Below are 20,828 nucleotides of genomic sequence, written 5' to 3'. Positions count from 1 at the left end.
TAAGTCTAAACTAATTCTTCAAGAGAAGCATTCTTTCTAAATAAATTAACTGTTTCTTGAATGTCATCACTTCCAAATATTGCAGAGCCTGCTACTATTACGTTAGCTCCTGCTTGTACAACTTCAGCTACATTTTTAGGACTTATACCACCATCAACTTCTATATCAATATTTAATCCTTTACTATCTATAAGTGTTTTTAACTCTTTAATCTTATCTAGCACACAAGGTATGAATGATTGTCCTCCAAATCCAGGATTAACAGACATTAAAAGCACCATATCTAAATCAGATAGTACATGTTTAATAGTATCTATTGGTGTTGCTGGATTAAGTACTACACCTGCCTTTATTCCATGTGATTTTATATTTTGTATAGTTCTATGTAGATGTGTACAAGCTTCCTGATGAACAGTTATTATATCACATCCTGCTTTTACGAAATCTTCAATATATTGGTCTGGATTTTCTATCATAAGATGAGCATCAAATACCATATTTATATTCTCTTTTTTTAAACTTTTAACTACAAGTGGTCCTAATGTAATATTTGGTACAAAATGTCCATCCATTACATCGATATGAAGATATTCACATCCTGCACTTTCCACTTTTCTTACATCCTCTAATAATTTTGCAAAATCTGCTGATAATATTGATGGTGCTAATTTAATCATGTTTCTAATACCTCCTACTGTTATTTTGTCTTATTTCATTTAGTAGCTGTATATAACTATCATATCTTTCTTTAGATATTTCTCCATTTGCAACAGCTTCTTTTATAGCACAATTAGGTTCATTTTCATGAATACATTTTGAACCAAACTTACAATCATTAAATTTATCAAATTCTATAAAATAATCTTTAAGTTCAACTTCTTCTATGTCTTCAAGTGCAAGTGAACTAAAACCTGGTGTATCTGCAACCATTCCACCAAACTCTAACTTTAAAAGTTCAGCATGACGAGTGGTATGTTTTCCTCTTTTGATTTTATCACTTACTACACCTGTTTGCAGTTTAAAATTTTCATCTATTTCATTTAATAAGCTTGATTTTCCAACTCCAGATGGTCCTGCAAATACTACTACATTTTCTTTTAATTCATCTTTTACTTTATCTATATTTAACTTAGTGACATTGCTTACAGGAATAACCTTATATCCACTAAGCTCGTATATATTTTTAACATGCTCTAATATGTTATCATCATCTAAATCTGCTTTTGTAAGGATTATTACAGTTTCTAAATTTTCTTTTTCTGCCAAAACTATAAATCTATCTAAAAGAGATAAGTTTGGTTTAGGATTTTTTATTGCAAATACTATTAGTGCCTTATCTACATTTGCTATAGGTGGTCTTATAAGTTCTGTATCTCTACTATCTATTTCTTCCACAATTCCCTTTTTTTCATCTTCATCAACAACACTTATTTTAACTCTGTCACCAACTAAAGGTGTTACTTTTTGCTTTCTAAATATACCTCTAGCCTTACATTCATAAAGACCTTTCTCTGTATCTACATAATAAAATCCACTAATCCCTTTTATAATTTTTCCTTCTAGCATCAAATACCTCCCTTTATAAAATTATATAAACATATGCTGTTTATGAGTAGTATATAGTGTTATTCTTTCCTATTTTTATATAATACCACATTTTTTTTAAATAACAAATCCTCCGTTTGGACTAATTACCTGACCAGTAATAAAACTTGATTTATCAGATGCTAAAAAAATAGCACAATTTGCTATATCTTCTGGTGTTCCTAATCTCATTAAAGGAGTTTCCTCTACAAGAGCATCTATCTCATCTTCATTATATTCAGATAACATATCTGTATTAATAACTCCTGGTGCTATGCTATTTACTCTAATATTTGATGGAGCAACTTCTTTAGCTAATGCCTTTGTCATTCCTATTATACCTGCTTTTGATACAGAATAATGTACCTCACAAGAAGCACCTGATATACCCCAAATTGAAGATATATTAATTATGTTTCCTTTTTTTTCTGATATCATGTATTTTAAAGCAATTTGTGAACAATAAAAACTTCCTTTTAAGTTAATATTCATCATATTATCCCAATCTTCATCAGTTATATCTGTAAATAACTTATCTTGACTTATACCAGCATTATTTATAAGTACATCCAATCCTCCAAACTCCTTTATGCAATAATCTATCATATTTTCAACTTCTTCTCTATTTGAAATATTAGCTTTAAATAATTTTACAGAAAAACCTTTTTCATTTAATACAGTGTATAGTTCTTTAGCCTCATTTTCTGATTTATTAAAGTTTATCAATACATTATACCCATCTTTTGCAAATGTTTTAGATATTGCTCTTCCAATTCCTCTAGAGCCTCCTGTGACCAAAACTGTTTTATTATTTTTATTCATAAATATTTATCTCCCTTATAATTAATCTAATATTTTATACAAAACAAACTGCCCCTTTAAAGAAAATAATTTCTATAAAAGGACAGCTTTTTATTTTTAGCTAATATTTATTCTGATTTGCCAATATTTCCACCAGTTCCTGATGGAGTTTCTCCAGTATTTCCTGAGTTTGAACCTCCTGAGTTATCTCCACTATTTCCTGAGTTTGAGCCTCCTGAATTATCTCCATTATTTCCTGAGTTTCCTCCACTATTTCCTGAGTTATCTCCACTATTTCCTGAATTATCTCCACTATTTCCTGAATTACCTCCGTTAGTTCCTGAGTTTGAACCTCCTGAGCTTCCTCCACTATTTCCTGAGTTTGAACCGCCTGAATTTCCTCCACTATTTCCTGAGTTTGAACCAGGTGTTGTTGTATCATCCTCGTTTGGTGTTGTTGGAGTCTTATTTGGTGTTGTTGGTGTTGGCGTATTTGATTTTTCTGGGCCTTTGCTAACATATAGGTCTATTTCATCACCTTCTTGAACACTTGATGAACCAGAGCTAGGGCTCTGACTTAAAACTGTACCTTCTTTATATACTGAACTATATTCGTACTTGACAGTACCAACTTTCAATTTATTTTCCTCTATAACTTTTTTTGCATTAGTTAAAGTAATACCTACTACATTGGGAACTGAAGCTTCATTTGCACCTTTACTTACAACGACATTTATAGTGTCACCTTTTTTAATATTTGTACTTCCACCTTCAGGTGTTTGCGATATTATACAGTTTTTGTCAACCTCATTGCTATACTCTTCACTTTTTACACTTAAGGACAATCCTTCTTTTTCAACTTCACTTTGTGCTTCCTCTAATGTCATATTCACAAGATTAGGAACAGTTAAATCTTTACTACCAAATCCTCCAGCAAATAAAAATTTATATGCTAAGAATACTTGTGCACATAAGATTACTATCAAAACTGCTGCGACTACCTTTAGTCTTTTTCTAGCTTTAGGACTTTCTTGTTTTTTCTTCTTTTTCTTAGCCCTCTTACTTTGAGTATTCTTAGGTTTTTGATTCTTTTTAGCTCTCATTATCTCTTCCTCATCTTCATCTTCTTCATATTCATCTTCATAAAAATCATCATAATAATCTTCATCTTCATCTAAATCAGCAACTTCTATAGGTTTAACTACTTTTTCTGGAACCGGCTTTGCAAGTACTGGATTTACAGCTTTACTAATTTCTTTTTCATCAATTTTCTTTGTTGCAAAATCATCATATTCCTTTATAAAATCTAAGTCAATATTTTTTTCTATATAATCTATATCTTCTATTAACTCTTCAGCAGTTTGGTATCTATCTGCACTAGATTTTTCTGTAAGCTTTTTTATTGTAGTTCTTACACTTTGAGGAATCCTAACTTTTTCTTCCGATGTAAAATCTATATCATCATTAATATGTTGAAGTGCGATAGAAATTGGACTATCTCCTCTAAATGGTACTTTTCCTATCAGCATTTCATATAAAACTATACCTAAAGAATACAAGTCTGCATTATTAGTTACAAACTTTCCTTTAGCTTGCTCTGGTGAAAAATAGTGTACTGAACCTATTATACTACCAATATTAGTCATTGTTGAATTTGAGACAGCTTTGGCTATACCAAAATCAGCTACTTTTACTACTCTTCCTTCATTGGATATGAGAATATTATGAGGTTTTATATCTCTATGTATAATCCCCTTTTTATGTGCAGCACTAAGTGCCATAGCTATTTGTTTTGTTATATCTAGTGCAGTATATTCGTCTAATATTCCTTCATCCTGTATAATTTCCTTTAAATTTTTTCCATCTACAAATTCCATTACAATGTAGTGAACTTTTCCATCTTCCCCAACATCATATACATTTACTATATTTGGATGTGAAAGACTTGCTACTGCTTCTGCTTCTCTTTTAAATTTTGTTAAAAATTCATCGTCATCTACAAATTCAGGTCTGAGTACTTTAAGTGCAACAGTCCTGTTTAATAATCTGTCTTTAGCCTCATATACAAAGGCCATTCCTCCATCACCAATCTTCCTGATGATTTCATATCGATTTCCTAAAATTGTATCTCCCACAATATCACCGTCCTAATTATACTTTTATTACTATCACCGAAACATTATCTTTACCAGAAACATCATTGGCCATGCTTATCAATTCATCACTTATATCACTAATTCTCTCATATTCGTAATCTAATATTAAACTTCTTATATCTTCGTCATAAATAAACCCGGTTAATCCATCTGTTGCAAGAAGTATTATATCACTTTTTTTGATTTCCTTCTTAAAAATATCTACAACAACCATATCATCGGTTCCAATTGCTCTAGTTATTCTATTTCTCTGTGGATGTCTTCTCGCTTCTTCTTCTGTAATAACATGAGCCATCATAAGTTCTTCAACCACGGAATGGTCTATAGTTATTTTATCAAATTTTTCATCTGTTAACAAATAACATCTGCTATCTCCAACATTTGCCACATACAAGACATTATTATACACTATCGCTGTAACTAATGTAGTTCCCATTCCTTCAAATGCTATATCTTCCATAGATTTCTTGTGCACAATTGAGTTTACATTATTATAAGCCTGTTTTAGTATATCATCTATATAGTCTATTTTTACATTATCATGCTGTAATAAGTTTTCTTTTAGAAAATCAATTATATTTTCTACTGCTAACTTACTGGCGACTTCCCCTTTTTTATGTCCACCCATTCCATCAGCTATGGCAAATATTCCTATTGGACCATGTTCTGTATCTATAACTTCTCCCTCACAATAGTCTTCATTGTTTTTTCTTACTTTTCCTATATGGGAGGCACAACTATAAACCATACGACTTCCTCCTTACATATTACTTGTATTTTCTTCTCAATTGGCCACAAGCTCCACTAATATCAGAACCCATAGACATTCTAACTGTAGCAGGTATATTGTTTTTCTCTAAACTATCTCTAAACTTATAAATAAATGCCTTGTCTGGCTTTTCATATTCTCTTTCTTCAACCTTATTTATTGGTATTAAATTTACATGGCATAGCATACCTTTTAAAAGCTTTGCTAATGCCTTTGCCTCATTTTCTGAGTCATTTACACCTTTTATAAGAGAGTATTCAAATGTAACCCTTCTATTTGTCTTTTTTATATAATATCTACATGCATCTAGTATTTCTTTAATAGAATAGGCATTTGCTACAGGCATAATCTTTCTTCTTTCTTCATCATATGGTGAATGAAGTGATAAAGCCAAATTTATAGCTATTTTCAAATCAGCCAACTCGTACATTTTTGGCACTATCCCACAAGTTGAAAGAGTTATATGTCTATACCCTATATTAAGACCATTTTTTTCATTAATTATTTTTAAAAATTGTTTTGTATTTTCAAAATTGTCAAGTGGTTCACCACTTCCCATTAAGACAAGATTTGATACTCTTTTGCCAGTATTTTCTTGAATCTTAATAACTTGGTCTAAAATCTCCCATGGTTCTAAGTTTCTAATCAGTCCATCCATTGTAGATGCACAGAAGTTACATCCCATTCTACATCCTACTTGATTAGAAACACAAACAGTAACCCTACTGTCATAATCCATCATCACAGTTTCTATTATATTTCCATCATCTAATAAAAACAAATATTTTTTTGTGCCATCTACCTTAGATTCTAACTTTAATTCTATATCTATATGACCTATACATGAAACTTCTTCTAATTTATTTCTCAAACTTTTTGGTATATTATTCATGTCATCAAAAGTTTTTGCACCTTTATATATCCAAGAAAATATTTGGCTCCCTCTAAAAGGTTTTTCATCTATAGTTTTCATAAATTCCTTGAGTTCATCTTCAGTAAAATTTTTTAATACTATTTTTTTCTCTTCCATTCTATTCACTACCTTATTCTCTTTAATTTTGCTATAAAAAAACCATCTATACCATGAATATTGGGATATATTTTTAAATATCCTTTATCTTGATTGTCTAAATCTACATTTATTGTATCAATTGGAGTCAATTCAAAATTATTATTTTCTTCAATAAAAGAATTAATTATATTTATGTTTTCCATATGTTGAACTGTACATGTACTATATACTAAAGTTCCTCCAATTTTAACATACTTTGATGCATTTTCTAATATTTTCTTTTGTATAGAAGTAATATCTTCTAACTCTTCTTCTTTCTTGTATTTAATTTCTGGTTTACGTCTTATTATACCAAGGCCAGAACAAGGAACATCTGCTAAAACATAATCAAATTTATTTATGCTATTTTCATCAATTTCAGAAGCATCAAATCCTTCTACACATACATTTTTAAGACCAAGTCTATTTACAGTAGCTTTTATAAGCTTTAGTTTATGCTCAAAGATATCTCTAGCTATTACTTGACCTGTATTATTCATTAAAGTGGCTAAGTGAGTAGATTTTCCACCAGGAGCACTACATACATCTAAAATCAATGAATCTTCCTTTGGATTAATTACTTTCCCTACTATCATAGAACTTATATCTTGAATTGTAAATAAACCAGCCTTAAATAACTCATTATTTTCTATATTTTTTAATTTTTCGACTTTTATAGCTTCTTCCACCATAGGTACTTTCAAACACATAATACCCTCTTGATTTAATTTTTCAATAAGCTCTTCTCTGCTGATTTTAAGTGTATTTGTTCTTATATAAATACTAGGCTTTTCATTGTTTGCTTCTAATAAATCTTCAGTAAATTCTTGTCCAAAATTATCTATCCAATTTTTTATAATCCAAGAGTTGTAAGAATACTTTATAGATAAGTATTTTACACTATCTTCCTCAGTTATGTCCATTATAGTATCTTTATTTCTTATTTCATTTCTAAGAATAGCATTTATAAAACCAGAAGATTTTTTATCATATTTTTTAGATAATTTTACAGTTTCATTAACTGCTGCATAATCTGATATACTATTTAAAAATAAAATTTGATATGTTCCCATTCTTAAAAAGATTTTAACATAAGTTGACATTTTTTTTACTTTTATTTTTGAAAGTTTATTAATTATATAATCTAAGTAATATTTATTTTCTACTACTCCATAGATTAACTCTGTTGCAAGTCCTCTATCCATATCGCTTATTTCTAAGTTTTTAAAATGCTTATTTATTGCAATATTTGAATAGTTATTATTTTTCTCTATATCGCATAATACTTTAAATCCAATTTCTCTTGCATCCATATAAATTTCTCCCTTTTATTAAACATAAAAAAGGGTTGTTTCTAAACAACCCACTTTATTTTTAGTCATCTCTTCTTTGAGCTATTAGTAACAATCTAAGTAATTGAAGTATTGAAACTAGTGCTGCTGCAACATATGTTAAGGCTGCTGCTGAAAGCACTTTTCTACTTTGTCTTACCTCACCCTCATCTATAATACCTAGATTTCCAAGTTGAACAATTGCTCTGCTAGAAGCATTAAATTCTACAGGCAATGTTATTATTTGGAATAGTACTGAAGCTGAAAACAATAGTATCCCAATTTTTAGAAATGGTCCAGCCATGATAAATCCTAGAAATATTAAAAACCAAGAAATGCTTGAAGCAAAGTTTACTACTGGCACCAAACTACTTCTTATTTGAAGAGGTGCATAACCTTTAGCATGTTGCATTGCATGACCACATTCATGTGCAGCTACTGCAACAGAAGTTATTGATGTTCCATAATATACATCTTCTGATAATCTTACAGTTTTTCTTCTTGGGTCATAGTGGTCACTTAAATGACCTCTAACCATTTCTATCCTTACATCATACAAACCATTTGAATCAAGTACTCTTCTTGCTGTCTGTTCTCCAGTATATCCTCTACGTGTATTTACTCTTAAATACTTATTTGTTGTTGAACTCACTTTAAATTGAGCATATGCAGTGAATAATATAGCTGGAATTAATATAATCATCGTTGGGTCAAATCCCCAAAAACCGCCATATACAGGGTACATAAATAACACTCTCCTAAAATATATTTTTATTATACATCCTCTTTAATATTCACATAACTTAAAAACAGTTTAATTACAAGCTAATATACTTTTCCTGTTAAAAAACTTATAGCTTTTTTAATATCCACTATATCTACATTAGTATTTATACAAGGTCCATTAGGTCTTTTGTTAAATACCCCTAAAACAGGAATTTTTTTAATGTCTTGTATTCCAGATGTTAAATCTCTCTCACATGCAACAGCTATAACAGCTTTAGGTTTATTGTCAATTATAATTTTTCTAGCTAGAGTCCCTCCTGTAGCTACAAATACTTTTACTTTAACACTTTTATTTAGCTCAGCTAATTCTCCTATATTGCATTTTCCACATTTCTTACAATTATCTATATCATTAGTAACTTTTAGTTTGCAACTATTCTCTTGAATACAATGAGGTATTAAAATTATTATATCCTCTGGATTAAAATTATATTTATTACTGTATATATATTCATTATTTAACTTTATATATATCCTTCTAATTTCACTTTTTGACATACCAAATGATGATGCAATAAAAGATATAATGGGAAATAATACACTAACAATTTTAAAATTTATTTTCATTATATTTGAGTTAATATTTTTTCCTTTAATTACTCTATACGTAACTATTGTTGAGCATAGTATTATAAGTATTAGTGATATTACTACAGTATTTATTCCTAAGGAAAATATTTGAGTCAAACTAATTATAAAAAAGTTTGCAACTCCCATTAAAATCCCTAATATTAAGACTAAAATACCAACACTTGTTAAATACTTTTTTATATCTGTCATACTTTTCACCTAACTCAATACTACACCAATTTCTATAGTATTTCCTTTTATATATTCTCCAACCAGCATTCTCTTCTTATTTGGCATCTGAATTTCTTCAATTAAAAGTACCTTATCCTTAGTACTTACTTTTATGCCATCTTTATTTACCTCAATTATTGTACCTGCATCTTTGGTACTTTCTTCCTCTAATACTTTAGTTTTCCAGATTTTCATTGTTACACCATTATAAGTAGTATAAGCACTTGGCCATGGATTTACACCTCTAACTAAATTGTGTATTTCCTTAGCATTTTTTGAAAAGTCTATATTACCTAGTGATTTATTCATTATTGGTGCATAAGAAAATTCCTCATGATTTTGTACTTCTCTTGGGGCAGTTCCTTCTTCTATCAACTTTAATGTTTCTTTTAAAGTTTCTGCTCCTATATTCATTATTTTATCATGAAGTTCTCCTGCTGTTATATTTTCATCAAGATTTACTTCTGACTTTAATATCATATCTCCAGTGTCTAAGCCTTCATCCATATACATAGTTGTAACACCAGTTTTTTCTTCGCCATTGATTATTACCCAATTTATAGGTGCTGCACCTCTATATTTTGGAAGTAAAGAAACATGGACATTTATACATCCAAACTTAGGAATTTCTAATATTTCTTTTGGAAGTATCTGCCCAAAAGCCACAACTACTATTACATCCGGATTTAAAGATTTCATTGTGTCTATAAAATCTTTGTCTCTAGCTTTAATTGGTTGATATACAGGTATATTATTTTCAATTGCAAGCTCTTTTACTGGACTCATGCCAAGTTTTTTACCTCTTCCTTTTGGTTTATCTGGCTGAGTTACAACTCCTAGTATTTCATACTTTTCATCTATTATTTTTTGTAAACAAGGAACTGCTATATCAGGAGTTCCCATAAATACTATATTCATCAAATCAACCCCTACTATTTTTCTATTTTATCAACAAATAGTATTCCATCTAGATGGTCTATTTCATGACAAAATGCTCTAGCTAAAAGTTCTTCCCCTTCTAACTCTATTGTTTCTCCATTTCTATTTAAAGCTCTAACTTTTACATAGTTTGGTCTTTTAACCTCTCCAGATTCTCCAACAACACTTAAACAACCTTCATCATCTATTTGTTCTCCAGATGTTTCTATTATTTCTGGATTTATAAGTTCTATAAGTTCTTCTCCAATATCGATTACTACCACTCTTTTTAAAATTCCAACTTGAGGTGCAGCCAGTCCAACACCATCTGCATCATACATAGTTTCTGCCATATCATCTAACAATTGTATTATTTTTGCATCAATTTTTTCAACTTTTTTTGATTTCTTTCTTAGTACTGGTTCTCCTATTTGAACTATTTGTCTTAAAGCCATTACACTTCCTCCTAAATTTATAATACACTATTTGGATTAATATCTATAGATACATTAATATTCTTATCAAATATCAAATCTCGTTTTGTTATACATATATATTTTATTATACCCTTTAAGAGATTAATTTCAATATTTTCATCTTTAAAGAGTATCTGCCATCTATAATTTTGATTTATTTTTGATATTGAGCATGGATTGGGTCCTAATATAAACTCTAAGTCGTTTATACCCCTTTTTTCTAATAAATAAATCAAAGATGCATGCATATTTTTTATATTTTTTATAACTAATCTTTCATCTTCGCCACTAACAACTACACTTAACATGTTATTAAAAGGAGAATATCCAAATGCCCTTCTTATCTTTATCTCATCTTCATAAAAACCTTCATAATTGTACTCTATGGCATGTTTAATAGCATAATGCTCAGTATCATATGTTTGAAGTACTACTTTACCTTCTTTGTCTGCTCTTCCTGCCCTTCCAGAAACTTGAGTTATCAACTGAAAGGTTGTTTCAAAACTTTTAAAATCAGGAAAATTTAGTATCATGTCTGCTGATAAAATGCCTACCAAAGTTACATTGTCAAAATCCAATCCTTTACTTAACATCTGCGTTCCTATCAATACATCTGCTTCTTTATCTTTGAACTTATTTAGTATTTCCTCTAATGAACCCTTTTTTGAGGTTGTATCTTTATCCATTCGCAAAGTTTTTATATTTGGAAAAATACATTTTAACTCTTCCTCGATTTTTTGAGTTCCTACTCCAAATGGCTTGACATAATGACTTCCACATTCTGGACATTCTTTTGGAATTTCTCTTTCATATCCACAATAATGGCATCTTCCAATATTACTTTTTTTATGATATGTCAAAGATATATCGCAATTTTCACATTGAAACACATAACCACACTTTCTACATGATACAAAATTTGCATAACCTCTTCTATTTAAAAATAGTATTACCTGACTATTTTCTTCAATCGCACAACTTATTTCTCTTTGAAGTTTTAAGCTAAATATACTTCTATTACCTCTATCTAATTCATCTTTCATGTCTACAACTTCAATATTTGGAAGTGGTTTATTGTTTGCTCTATTTTTTATATTTATAAGTTTATATTCACCAGTTTTTGCTCTATAATACTCTTCAATTGAAGGTGTTGCTGAACCTAAAATAAGAGTTAAATTATTTTTTAATGCCATGAATCTAGCTACTTCTATAGCGTTAAACTTAGGATTTTTTTCAGACTTATATGATGACTCATGAAATTCATCAATTATTATCAATCCTAAAGAATTAAAAGGAGCAAATAGTGCTGACCTAGCACCAATTAAAACTCTTATCTTTCCAGCTTTAACAGCTTTATAAACGTCATGTTTTTCTCCTTCAGATAGTTTACTGTGAAACACTCCAACTAAATCCCCAAACCTACTCTTTAATCTATCTATCGTTTGGGGAGTTAGTGCTATCTCAGGAACCAAAAATATACTATCTAAACCTTGGCTTAATGCAAATTCTATTGTTTCCATATAAACTTCAGTCTTTCCACTTCCAGTTATACCATGAATTAAATATGGCTTTTTATCATCTATAAACATACTTGAATTTATCTCATCAACCGCTTGTTGTTGCTCATTGTTTAATTTTATACTTTTTGATATAGATTTGTAAATACTTTTTGGCTCTCTATAATAATCTTTAAATTCTAAAGTTACTAACTCTTTCTTACTTAAAGAATTTATACTCTGCTTTGAAGCATTTAATAAATCCAATAAATCATTTATCTCTACATTTTCATTGTTTTTAAGAAAATTTAATATCTCTTTTTGCTTGCTTCCTATGCTTATTTTATTTTGTTCTATATAATCATCAATTTTATCATTTTCTAAACTCAAAGATACATAACATACTTTCTTCTCATTTTTATGATTTTTGTATTCCCAGCATAATTTTATAATTCCATTTTTATTCATTGTATATAGAGAATTATTTAGATTCGGTATATATTTTAACTTATCAACCTTAATTTTTCCTTTACTCTCAACTACTTTTTCTACTATCTCTTTATTTTTATCACTCAGCTTCGATATCTTTTCATCTAATTCAGTCTCACTTAATCCATTTAGCTTTTCACCTAGTAAAACTACTTTGTAATTATTTAGTTTATATCCTTTTGGATATATCAAATTTATACACTCTATATAAGTACACAAATATCTATTTTTCATCCAGTAAACCAACTCTAAATCTTCTTCTCTAAATATTGGATTTTCATCTAATATATCTATGATTTCTTTAGTCTTTATTTTTTCATCTAAATTATCTGTAAGTTGAAATACAAAGGCTTCTGTTGGTTTATTACCTCTTCCAAATGGCACTAATATTCTATGCCCAACACTTATAACTTCCTCTAAAAATACAGGAATTTGATATGTAAATAAATTGTCTGTGTATATAGTATTACTTCTAACTATTACCTTTGCATATTTTTTCATTGTAAAACCCCTACTTAAAATTAATCTACTGCTCATATTTTAACACATTTTATAATATATCAAAAAATCTCAGCATATCTAAAAAGTTTCAAGTTATTACTAATATTAGATATATCTTAATAATTAACTATTAATCATATTTTATACTTTATGGCAAAATAAATGCTGAAAACCACAATTTAACTGACATTTGCGAGTTTTTACTCGCTAAAAGTAAATTGTAGCTTTCAGCCACTTTAGCTGTGATAAAATACACAAATATCATATTTAAAAAAGTTCTTATTTCTCAAGTAACACTTTAATCTTATTTAAGATAACATTAGCTACTTCTTCCTTTTTCATTTTAGGGTACTCAGTAATATTTCCTTCTGTATCTATTATTTTTACAATATTAGTATCAGTTCTAAAACCAGCTCCCTCTTTAGTTAAATCATTTGCCACAATAAAATCTAAATTTTTCTTTTCAATTTTTCCTTTGGCATGTTCTATTAGGTCGTTAGTTTCAGCAGCAAATCCAACTAATATCCTATCTTCCTTTATTTTTCCTATTTCATAAGCAATGTCATAATTCCTACTTAATTCTATTGATAAATCATCATTATTCTTTTTAATCTTTTTGTCAGAATAAGTTTTTGGCTTATAATCTGCAACTGCTGCACTTTGAATTACTATTTTATTTTCATTTAAATTTGATACTACTGCCTCATACAAATCTTGTGCTGATTCTATTTGTACAAATTTTTTAAGGTTTTGTGGAATAGATAGATTTGTAGGACCTGATATTAATGTTACATCAGCACCTCTAGATATAGCTTCTTTAGCTATAGAATATCCCATTTTACCAGAAGACCTATTAGTTAAATATCTTACTGGGTCTATACTTTCTACAGTTGGTCCAGCTGTAACTATTATACTTTGACCTTTTAAATCTTGCTCTTTCGTAAGATTAGCTAAAACTGCCTCTACTATTACATCTGGTTTAGCTAGTTTTCCTGATCCAATATCTCCGCATGCAAGTCTTCCACTTTCTGGTTCTATAAATTTATATCCAAATTCCTCTAAAGTTTTTATATTTTTTTGGACAATTGGATTTTCATACATATTAGTATTCATAGCTGGTGCTATTAAAACTTGTGCTTTTGTTGCCATAACAGTAGTTGTTAGCATATCATCAGCTATACCATTTGCAATTTTTCCTATAACATTTGCACTTGCTGGTACTATTAAAAACAAATCTGCTTTTTTCGCTAATGATATATGTTCAACCTCCCAAGATTTTGGTTCTTCAAACATATCCTCTACTACATAATTTTGACTTAGTGATTGAAGTGTAAGTGGTCTAACAAATTCTGTTGCTGATTTTGTCATTATAACATGGATATTTGCATTTAACTTTTTTAATTTACTTACAACATCACAAGCCTTGTATGCAGCTATTCCGCCGCTTATGCCAATTACAACAGTCTTATTTTTTAGCATGACCTTACTCCTCTTCTGAAATTTGTTGGTGTTGCTCAGCGTAGTGTCTAGCTTCTTCTATCTCTATTTCTTCTTCTGTTAATAATCTATATGTTATCTTTCCACTTGCAACTTCTTTAGTAGCTACACATACAGGCTTTTCTTTATCTTTGTTTGGAACATATGGCTCTTCTCCATCAATTAATTTTCTTGCTCTCTTTGAAACAGTCCCTACTAAATAATATCTGTTGTCTATTTTTTCTAGTACCTCATTGATAGATGGTTTTAACATAATTATAATTCCTCCTTGAATTTCTCTATTATAATATTTTTATATCTGCTAACTTTATTCTTTTCAGATGATATTATACCTTCTATTTCTTTAGCAGATATTTTTACATCTTCATTAAATATAAAATAATCATAATCCTTAATCATTTTTATTTCTTCATATGCACAACTAAATCTCTTTTCTATTTCTTCTTCTGTCTCTGTACCTCTTCCAACAATTCTATTTTTTAATTCTTTAAGTGATGGAGGTAGGACAAATATAAATACGCCTTCTGGACAAACCTCTTTTATTTGTTTTGCTCCTTGCATTTCAATTTCTAGTAGCACATCCTGTCCTTTTTCTAAACATTCCATTATTGCTGCTTTTGGAGTTCCATAAAAATTATCATAAATTTGAGCATACTCCAAAAACTCACCTTTTCCTATCATATATTCAAACTTTTCTTTACTTATGAAGAAATAATTTACTCCATCAACTTCTCCTGCTCTTGGTTTTCTTGTAGTAGCTGATACAGAAAGTTTTATTGTATCATTCTCTCTAAGTAGTTCTTTGCAAATAGTACCTTTTCCTGCACCTGATGGACCTGATACAACTAGCAATAATCCTTTTTTTGTAAACATTTAAATATTCCCCTTCTAATATTGTATTCTTACTCTATATTTTGTATTTGTTCTCTTATTTTTTCTAACTCACTTTTCACTTCTACTACTAAATTAGTTATATTTATATCAGATGATTTTGAACCTATTGTATTAGTTTCTCTGTTCATCTCTTGTATTAAGAAATCAATTTTTCTACCTATAGAATCGTCTTTAAATATAGTTTTTTTAAGCTGACCAATATGACTTTTAAATCTAACTATCTCTTCTGTTATACTACTTTTATCTGCATATATTGCAACTTCTTGTGCTAACCTATTTTCATCTATTATACTTGGGTCTTCTAGCATTTCACTTATTCTTGAATTTAGTTTTTCTCTATAGTCTTCTACAACACTATTTGAATGTTTTTCAATTTCTTCTATATGATTTTTTAATAAGTCACATCTCATTGTAATATCTTCAGCTAGTTTTTTACCTTCTTCACTTCTCATTTCTCTTAGTTTTATCATTGCATCTTCTACGGCTTGATTCAACATCGACCATAATAAATCTTCATCTTCATCTTTTTCTTCTATTTTTATAATATCAGGAAATCTTGCAACATTCATAACACTAATATCATCTATAATATCAAATTTGTTTTTTATTTCTTTTAATATATCTATATATTGAGACGCTAATCCTTCATCGAAATTTAAGTTTACATCTTCTTTGCCTAATAAGTCAAATTTTATGTATAAATCAACTCTTCCTCTTTTTACATAGTTTTTTACTAAATTTCTAACTTTATCCTCTAAAAATGAAATTTTTCTTGGAAGACGTATATTTATATCTGAATATTTATGATTTATTGTTTTACATTCTACCAAAAAATAATAGTTGTCGTCTTTGTATTCTCCTCTTCCAAAACCAGTCATACTTATAGCCATTACCTAAACCTCCAAAACACCTTCACATATTTTTACTGCTGGACCTGTCATATAAGAAAAATCCCCTATATCTATACGTACTGTTCCTCCTTGAGAAGTCACATTTACACTATTTTCTACCAGATTAAGTAGATTACATACTATTGCTGATGCAGTCATACCTGTTCCACATCCTAAAGTATATCCACATCCTCTTTCCCAAGTATAGACATGTATATTATACTTATCTTCTACTTTTACAAAATTTACATTCGTTTTTTTAGGAAATATTTTATTATTTTCAATCTCTTTTCCATATTTACAAACTTCATCTACATTTAATTCATCCACTATAACCACAGTGTGAGGAACCCCCATCAACATAGATGTAATCTTAAACTCTTTATCTAAAACTTTTATATTTTCTTGTACAAAACGTTCTTTATCAGTTAACACAGGAACATCTTTAGCTAAAAAACTTCCTTTTCCCATATTAACTTTTATAGTATTTATTTCTCCATTTATAGTGTTTATTTTTATATTTTTTATACCATCTAGTGTATCTACTGTAAAGTTTTCTTTTTTAACTATGCCGTTATCATAAACAAACTTACAAAAACATCTAAGTCCATTTCCACACATAGCTGCTCTTGAACCATCAGAATTATAATACACCATTTCTACATCTGCAATTTCTGAATTTTTCACAACTAGTAACCCATCCGCTCCTACAGAAAATCTTCTATGGCATACTTTTTTTGCTAAAACAGTATAATTTGATGAATCTATTTGGTCAAATCTTCCATCTATTGCAATAAAATCATTGCCTATTCCATGTAGTTTCCAAAATTTCATAAGTATCGCTCCTTTGTAAATTAACACTTAAACTATTATAACATAAAAAAATTCCCATAAACTTATAATTTATGGGAAAAGTTTTGTAATGACAACTATAATTTGAGGATGTGAGGGAGAGTTGCCATTACAATTAGGGTAATTATATTATGTTTTTAAGCTAGTTCTTTCTATGTTTATATAATAATATTTCTATATGAATTTTATGTATAGTTTATTTAAACTGTATATGAATTTTTTAAATAAAATATTTAACATATGCTATTTAGTTTTTTTGAACATACATAATTAGCATACACCTATTAATTCTTTAAGTGTTTTTAAAACATAATCTAAATCTTCTCTAGTAATATCTACATGAGTTACAAATCTATACTCCCCATTTTCCATTTTATTGATTTTTATATTTCTTTCAAAAAACTCTTTTATTAAAACTTCTTCTTTTATTACATCTTCACTCATTTTAAAGAATACCATACTCAGGTCTGGATTAATGTTATTTACTTCAATACCTTCAATTTTATCCAACTCACAAGCTAAATATTTTGCATTATCATGGTCTTCATTTAATCTCAGTGTCATTTTTTCAATAGCAATTATACCAGCTGCTGCAACTATACCAACTTGTCTCATTCCCCCACCCATAACTTTTTGCTTTCTTCTAGCTTTTGCTATAAATTCTTTACTTCCAGCAAGAATAGAACCCATTGGTGCAGCTAAACCTTTTGATACACAGAACATAACACTGTCACAACATTGTGCAATTTCTTTAGCTTCTACACCTAAAGTTAATGCTGCATTAAATAATCTCGCTCCATCTAAATGCACTGGTAAATTGTGTTTTTCAGCTATTTTTTTAATTTCTTTTAAATTGTCAAGACTTACAACAGTTCCACCTGAGTATGCATTTTCTACACATATAAGACCTGTTTGTGGTTCATGTATATCATCTCTCCTAATTGCCTTCTCAACAAGCTCAGGATTAAGAGCTCCACTTTCATCTTCATCTATAGTTCTAAGTTGAACTCCAGCTATTACAGCAGGTGCTCCAACTTCATGAGTCACAATATGATATCCTTTACCAATAATGATTTCTTGACCTCTTAGGCAGTGAGTAAACAAAGCTAACTGATTTCCAAAAGTTCCACTTGGAAGGAAAATAGCATCTTCTTTTCCAACTTTAGCTGCTGCTAATTCTTCAAGTTTATTTACAGTAGGGTCATCTCTAAAGATTGAATCTCCAACAGGAGCCTTTGCCATGGCTTCTCTCATTTCATCAGTAGGCATAGTAACAGTATCACTTCTTAAATCAATAAATTTCATTTTTTCAACCTTCTTTCATATTTATATATTATACAGCTTTAATATTTATTTAGTTTTGTAAAGTTTATATACTCTTATAAGTTATTCTTTACACACTAATTATACTACATTTGTTTTATATTTAAGCAAATTTAAATTATTAATTTGAAAATATAATGCTGATTCTATTGTGAGTATATCCTGTAAGTATAAATAATTATAAAATTTATACATTAATCCATGTTGTTTAAATTCCCCCTAGTCATAGAGCATATATTATGTGTATAATTAATTTACTGACTTATTTTGGTCAAAGAAAGGGGTGCTATATATGGCATTAGATGGATTAGTTATACATTCAATAGTAGATGAATTATCATCAAAACTTACAGGTGGAAAAATAGATAAGATTCATCAACCTGAAGATGATGAGGTAATTTTTAATATAAGAAACAACAAAGAAAATTTTAGATTGGTTTTAAGTGCAAGTGCTTCAAATCCTAGGGTTTATTTAACAAGCAATTATAAAAAAGAAAATCCCCTAAAGGCTCCTATGTTTTGTATGTTGCTTAGAAAATATATACAAGGTGGAAATATTATAGAAATTTCTCAAATTGGTTTTGAAAGAATAATAAAAATCAGTGTTGAGTCTTTAGATGAATTAAAAGAAAAGACAATCAAAAATATTATAATTGAAATTATGGGAAGACATAGTAATATAATAGTAACTCATAATGAAGATGATAAAATTATAGATTCTATAAAAAGAGTGCCTTTTAGTATAAGTAGAGTTCGTCAGGTTTTACCTGGTCATAGTTACTCATTGCCACCAAAGCAGGATAAACTTAACCCTCTTGATAATATATCTAAAGATTCATTTATTGGCAATCTAAATGAATTTGACGGCCCTATTTTTAAGTCCATATATTCTAAATTTTTAGGTATAAGCCCTACTATCGCCAAAGAAATTTGTTATAGGGCAGATGTAAATCAAAACGATATTATCAAAGATATATCTAGTCAGCAGTTTGATTCTTTATACAGGGAATTTTGTAGTTTATTTAATGATATAAACTCTAATAAATTTTCACCTTGTATTGTTATAGATAAAAAATTAGATAAAGTGGTTGATTTCAGTTGTGTCAATCTTACATTGTTTAATGATTTATCATATATCAATAAGGAAAGTATGTCTACTATACTAGAAGATTTCTACAGAAATAAAGATATTAAAGATAGAATCAATCAACGTTCATCTGACTTAAAGAAAAGCATATCTGTTAAATTGGATAGACTTTATAACAAACTTAGAAAGCAAGAAGAAGAATTGTTAGAGTCTGAAAATGCAGCTATTTATAAAGTAAAGGGTGAACTAATTACGTCTTATATATATATGGTAGAGAAAGGGATGGAAAATATTGAGGTTGCCAATTTCTATGATGAAGAGTGTAAAAATGTAACAATAGAATTAAATAAAAACTTAACTCCATCTGAAAATGCTCAAAAATATTTTAAAAAGTATACTAAAATGAAACATGCCAAAGTTGAAATATCTCACCAAATTTCATTGAACAAAGAAGAAATAGATTACTTAGAAAACATAATTTTGAGTATTGAAAACTGCGAAAATTTGGCTGAATTACAAGATATAAAAGAAGAACTTGGTAAAGTTGGATATATCAAAGCACAAAAGAAAAGTAGTAAAAAAGACACTATGCCTTCTACAAAACCTCATGAATTTATTTCTTCTGATGGATTTAAAATCTTAGTTGGAAAAAACAACAAACAAAATGATTATCTTACACTAAGACTTGCTGATAATGATGATTTATGGATGCATACAAAAAATATTCCAGGTTCTCATGTAATAATAAAATCTGCTGGTAAAGAAGTCCCTGATAACACTATATTTGAGGGAGCTATGTTAGCTGCATTTTTTAGCAAGTCAAAGCTTTCTTCTCAAGTACCTGTAGATTATACAAAGAAAAAAAATGTAAAAAAACCTAGTGGCTCTAAACCTGGTATGGTTATCTATGAAACTAATAGTACTATTTATGTTACTCCTGAAGAAGAAATGGTAGCTAAACTTAAGATTAAATCTGAATAAAGTATATCTCATAAATATAAAAATTACTGACTGATAAATAATAATATATTTATCATATTAACTAAAAGTAGTGGCATTCTTATTATATAAGAATGCCACTTTTAATTTTATTTATTTTTAGCTCTTTAATAACTAATGTATATAT

At 28.9% G+C, this 20,828-nt stretch carries 19 protein-coding genes; 1 reads left to right on the top strand and 18 read right to left on the bottom strand.

The annotated features are described in order from the left end of the window. Positions 1–5 precede the first annotated feature (5 nt). The 18 genes from rpe to ltaE form a co-directional block, all read right to left on the bottom strand. Entirely contained in the window at positions 6–677 is a 672-nt protein-coding gene (gene rpe / locus KGF52_RS12245) for a ribulose-phosphate 3-epimerase (RefSeq protein ID WP_227828123.1), read from the bottom strand. A 4-nt stretch (positions 678–681) separates the two neighbouring features. Next, complete coding sequence (gene rsgA / locus KGF52_RS12240) at positions 682–1,566, bottom strand: ribosome small subunit-dependent GTPase A (protein WP_227828122.1); 885 nt, start codon at positions 1,564–1,566, stop codon at positions 682–684. Positions 1,567–1,662: 96 nt separating this feature from the next. Beyond that, the gene (gene ymfI, locus KGF52_RS12235; protein WP_227828121.1) at positions 1,663–2,406 is read right to left on the bottom strand and encodes an elongation factor P 5-aminopentanone reductase; all 744 of its coding nucleotides are present in this window, start codon (positions 2,404–2,406) and stop codon (positions 1,663–1,665) included. Between the two features lie 107 nt (positions 2,407–2,513). Further along, the gene (gene pknB / locus KGF52_RS12230; RefSeq protein ID WP_227840370.1) at positions 2,514–4,520 is read right to left on the bottom strand and encodes a Stk1 family PASTA domain-containing Ser/Thr kinase; all 2,007 of its coding nucleotides are present in this window, start codon (positions 4,518–4,520) and stop codon (positions 2,514–2,516) included. A 16-nt stretch (positions 4,521–4,536) separates the two neighbouring features. Next, positions 4,537–5,289 (bottom strand): Stp1/IreP family PP2C-type Ser/Thr phosphatase, encoded by a 753-nt coding sequence (locus KGF52_RS12225; RefSeq protein ID WP_227432480.1) that lies wholly within the window; start codon positions 5,287–5,289, stop codon positions 4,537–4,539. Between the two features lie 19 nt (positions 5,290–5,308). Then, complete coding sequence (rlmN, locus tag KGF52_RS12220) at positions 5,309–6,340, bottom strand: 23S rRNA (adenine(2503)-C(2))-methyltransferase RlmN (protein WP_227840369.1); 1,032 nt, start codon at positions 6,338–6,340, stop codon at positions 5,309–5,311. 8 nt (positions 6,341–6,348) lie between these two features. After that, positions 6,349–7,674 carry a 16S rRNA (cytosine(967)-C(5))-methyltransferase RsmB gene (gene rsmB, locus KGF52_RS12215; RefSeq protein WP_227840368.1) on the bottom strand — a complete coding sequence of 442 codons (1,326 nt, stop codon included), beginning with the start codon at positions 7,672–7,674 and terminating at the stop codon, positions 6,349–6,351. A gap of 61 nt (positions 7,675–7,735) precedes the next feature. Beyond that, positions 7,736–8,437 carry a zinc metallopeptidase gene (locus KGF52_RS12210; protein WP_227432477.1) on the bottom strand — a complete coding sequence of 234 codons (702 nt, stop codon included), beginning with the start codon at positions 8,435–8,437 and terminating at the stop codon, positions 7,736–7,738. Positions 8,438–8,517: 80 nt separating this feature from the next. Continuing rightward, a complete protein-coding gene (locus KGF52_RS12205; RefSeq protein WP_227840367.1) occupies positions 8,518–9,258 on the bottom strand; it encodes a DUF116 domain-containing protein in 741 nt (246 codons plus the stop codon). A gap of 9 nt (positions 9,259–9,267) precedes the next feature. Further along, positions 9,268–10,197, bottom strand: a complete 930-nt coding sequence (gene fmt / locus KGF52_RS12200) for a methionyl-tRNA formyltransferase (RefSeq protein ID WP_227840366.1) — start codon at positions 10,195–10,197, stop codon at positions 9,268–9,270. A gap of 14 nt (positions 10,198–10,211) precedes the next feature. Then, positions 10,212–10,652, bottom strand: a complete 441-nt coding sequence (gene def, locus KGF52_RS12195; protein WP_227840365.1) for a peptide deformylase — start codon at positions 10,650–10,652, stop codon at positions 10,212–10,214. A gap of 17 nt (positions 10,653–10,669) precedes the next feature. Next, positions 10,670–13,159 carry a primosomal protein N' gene (gene priA, locus KGF52_RS12190; RefSeq protein ID WP_227840364.1) on the bottom strand — a complete coding sequence of 830 codons (2,490 nt, stop codon included), beginning with the start codon at positions 13,157–13,159 and terminating at the stop codon, positions 10,670–10,672. A 279-nt stretch (positions 13,160–13,438) separates the two neighbouring features. Continuing rightward, the gene (gene coaBC / locus KGF52_RS12185) at positions 13,439–14,638 is read right to left on the bottom strand and encodes a bifunctional phosphopantothenoylcysteine decarboxylase/phosphopantothenate--cysteine ligase CoaBC (protein WP_227840363.1); all 1,200 of its coding nucleotides are present in this window, start codon (positions 14,636–14,638) and stop codon (positions 13,439–13,441) included. A gap of 4 nt (positions 14,639–14,642) precedes the next feature. After that, complete coding sequence (gene rpoZ / locus KGF52_RS12180; RefSeq protein ID WP_227828112.1) at positions 14,643–14,909, bottom strand: DNA-directed RNA polymerase subunit omega; 267 nt, start codon at positions 14,907–14,909, stop codon at positions 14,643–14,645. A gap of 2 nt (positions 14,910–14,911) precedes the next feature. After that, positions 14,912–15,529, bottom strand: coding sequence for a guanylate kinase (gene gmk / locus KGF52_RS12175; protein ID WP_227840362.1), 618 nt, complete (start codon positions 15,527–15,529; stop codon positions 14,912–14,914). 29 nt (positions 15,530–15,558) lie between these two features. Then, on the bottom strand, positions 15,559–16,440 hold the full coding sequence (locus KGF52_RS12170; RefSeq protein WP_227828110.1) for a YicC/YloC family endoribonuclease: 882 nt from the start codon (positions 16,438–16,440) through the stop codon (positions 15,559–15,561). A 3-nt stretch (positions 16,441–16,443) separates the two neighbouring features. Beyond that, positions 16,444–17,274 carry a diaminopimelate epimerase gene (dapF, locus tag KGF52_RS12165; RefSeq protein ID WP_227840361.1) on the bottom strand — a complete coding sequence of 277 codons (831 nt, stop codon included), beginning with the start codon at positions 17,272–17,274 and terminating at the stop codon, positions 16,444–16,446. A gap of 288 nt (positions 17,275–17,562) precedes the next feature. Then, positions 17,563–18,597, bottom strand: a complete 1,035-nt coding sequence (ltaE, locus tag KGF52_RS12160; protein ID WP_227840360.1) for a low-specificity L-threonine aldolase — start codon at positions 18,595–18,597, stop codon at positions 17,563–17,565. Between the two features lie 310 nt (positions 18,598–18,907). Here ltaE and KGF52_RS12155 point away from each other — a divergent pair, with 310 nt between their 5' ends. Further along, on the top strand, positions 18,908–20,683 hold the full coding sequence (locus KGF52_RS12155) for an NFACT RNA binding domain-containing protein (RefSeq protein WP_227840359.1): 1,776 nt from the start codon (positions 18,908–18,910) through the stop codon (positions 20,681–20,683). The last annotated feature ends 145 nt before the right edge of the window (positions 20,684–20,828 follow it).

The sequence above is a fragment of the Clostridioides sp. ZZV15-6597 genome (assembly GCF_020657815.1).
Classification (GTDB): Bacteria; Bacillota; Clostridia; order Peptostreptococcales; family Peptostreptococcaceae; genus Clostridioides.
This window is presented reverse-complemented; position numbering and strand designations above follow the sequence as displayed.

Bases quoted from the DNA above. Each gene is read 5' to 3' on its own strand.
- gmk (WP_227840362.1), bottom strand. From the start codon at position 15,529: ATGTTTACAAAAAAAGGATTATTGCTAGTTGTATCAGGTCCATCAGGT.
- dapF (WP_227840361.1), bottom strand. From the start codon at position 17,274: ATGAAATTTTGGAAACTACATGGAATAGGCAATGATTTTATTGCAATA.
- KGF52_RS12225 (WP_227432480.1), bottom strand. From the start codon at position 5,289: ATGGTTTATAGTTGTGCCTCCCATATAGGAAAAGTAAGAAAAAACAAT.
- fmt (WP_227840366.1), bottom strand. From the start codon at position 10,197: ATGAATATAGTATTTATGGGAACTCCTGATATAGCAGTTCCTTGTTTA.
- rlmN (WP_227840369.1), bottom strand. From the start codon at position 6,340: ATGGAAGAGAAAAAAATAGTATTAAAAAATTTTACTGAAGATGAACTC.
- rpe (WP_227828123.1), bottom strand. From the start codon at position 677: ATGATTAAATTAGCACCATCAATATTATCAGCAGATTTTGCAAAATTA.
- ltaE (WP_227840360.1), bottom strand. From the start codon at position 18,597: ATGAAATTTATTGATTTAAGAAGTGATACTGTTACTATGCCTACTGAT.
- priA (WP_227840364.1), bottom strand. From the start codon at position 13,159: ATGAAAAAATATGCAAAGGTAATAGTTAGAAGTAATACTATATACACA.
- rpoZ (WP_227828112.1), bottom strand. From the start codon at position 14,909: ATGTTAAAACCATCTATCAATGAGGTACTAGAAAAAATAGACAACAGA.
- rsmB (WP_227840368.1), bottom strand. From the start codon at position 7,674: ATGGATGCAAGAGAAATTGGATTTAAAGTATTATGCGATATAGAGAAA.
- KGF52_RS12155 (WP_227840359.1), top strand. From the start codon at position 18,908: ATGGCATTAGATGGATTAGTTATACATTCAATAGTAGATGAATTATCA.
- def (WP_227840365.1), bottom strand. From the start codon at position 10,652: ATGGCTTTAAGACAAATAGTTCAAATAGGAGAACCAGTACTAAGAAAG.
- KGF52_RS12170 (WP_227828110.1), bottom strand. From the start codon at position 16,440: ATGGCTATAAGTATGACTGGTTTTGGAAGAGGAGAATACAAAGACGAC.
- KGF52_RS12205 (WP_227840367.1), bottom strand. From the start codon at position 9,258: ATGACAGATATAAAAAAGTATTTAACAAGTGTTGGTATTTTAGTCTTA.
- coaBC (WP_227840363.1), bottom strand. From the start codon at position 14,638: ATGCTAAAAAATAAGACTGTTGTAATTGGCATAAGCGGCGGAATAGCT.
- KGF52_RS12210 (WP_227432477.1), bottom strand. From the start codon at position 8,437: ATGTACCCTGTATATGGCGGTTTTTGGGGATTTGACCCAACGATGATT.
- rsgA (WP_227828122.1), bottom strand. From the start codon at position 1,566: ATGCTAGAAGGAAAAATTATAAAAGGGATTAGTGGATTTTATTATGTA.
- ymfI (WP_227828121.1), bottom strand. From the start codon at position 2,406: ATGAATAAAAATAATAAAACAGTTTTGGTCACAGGAGGCTCTAGAGGA.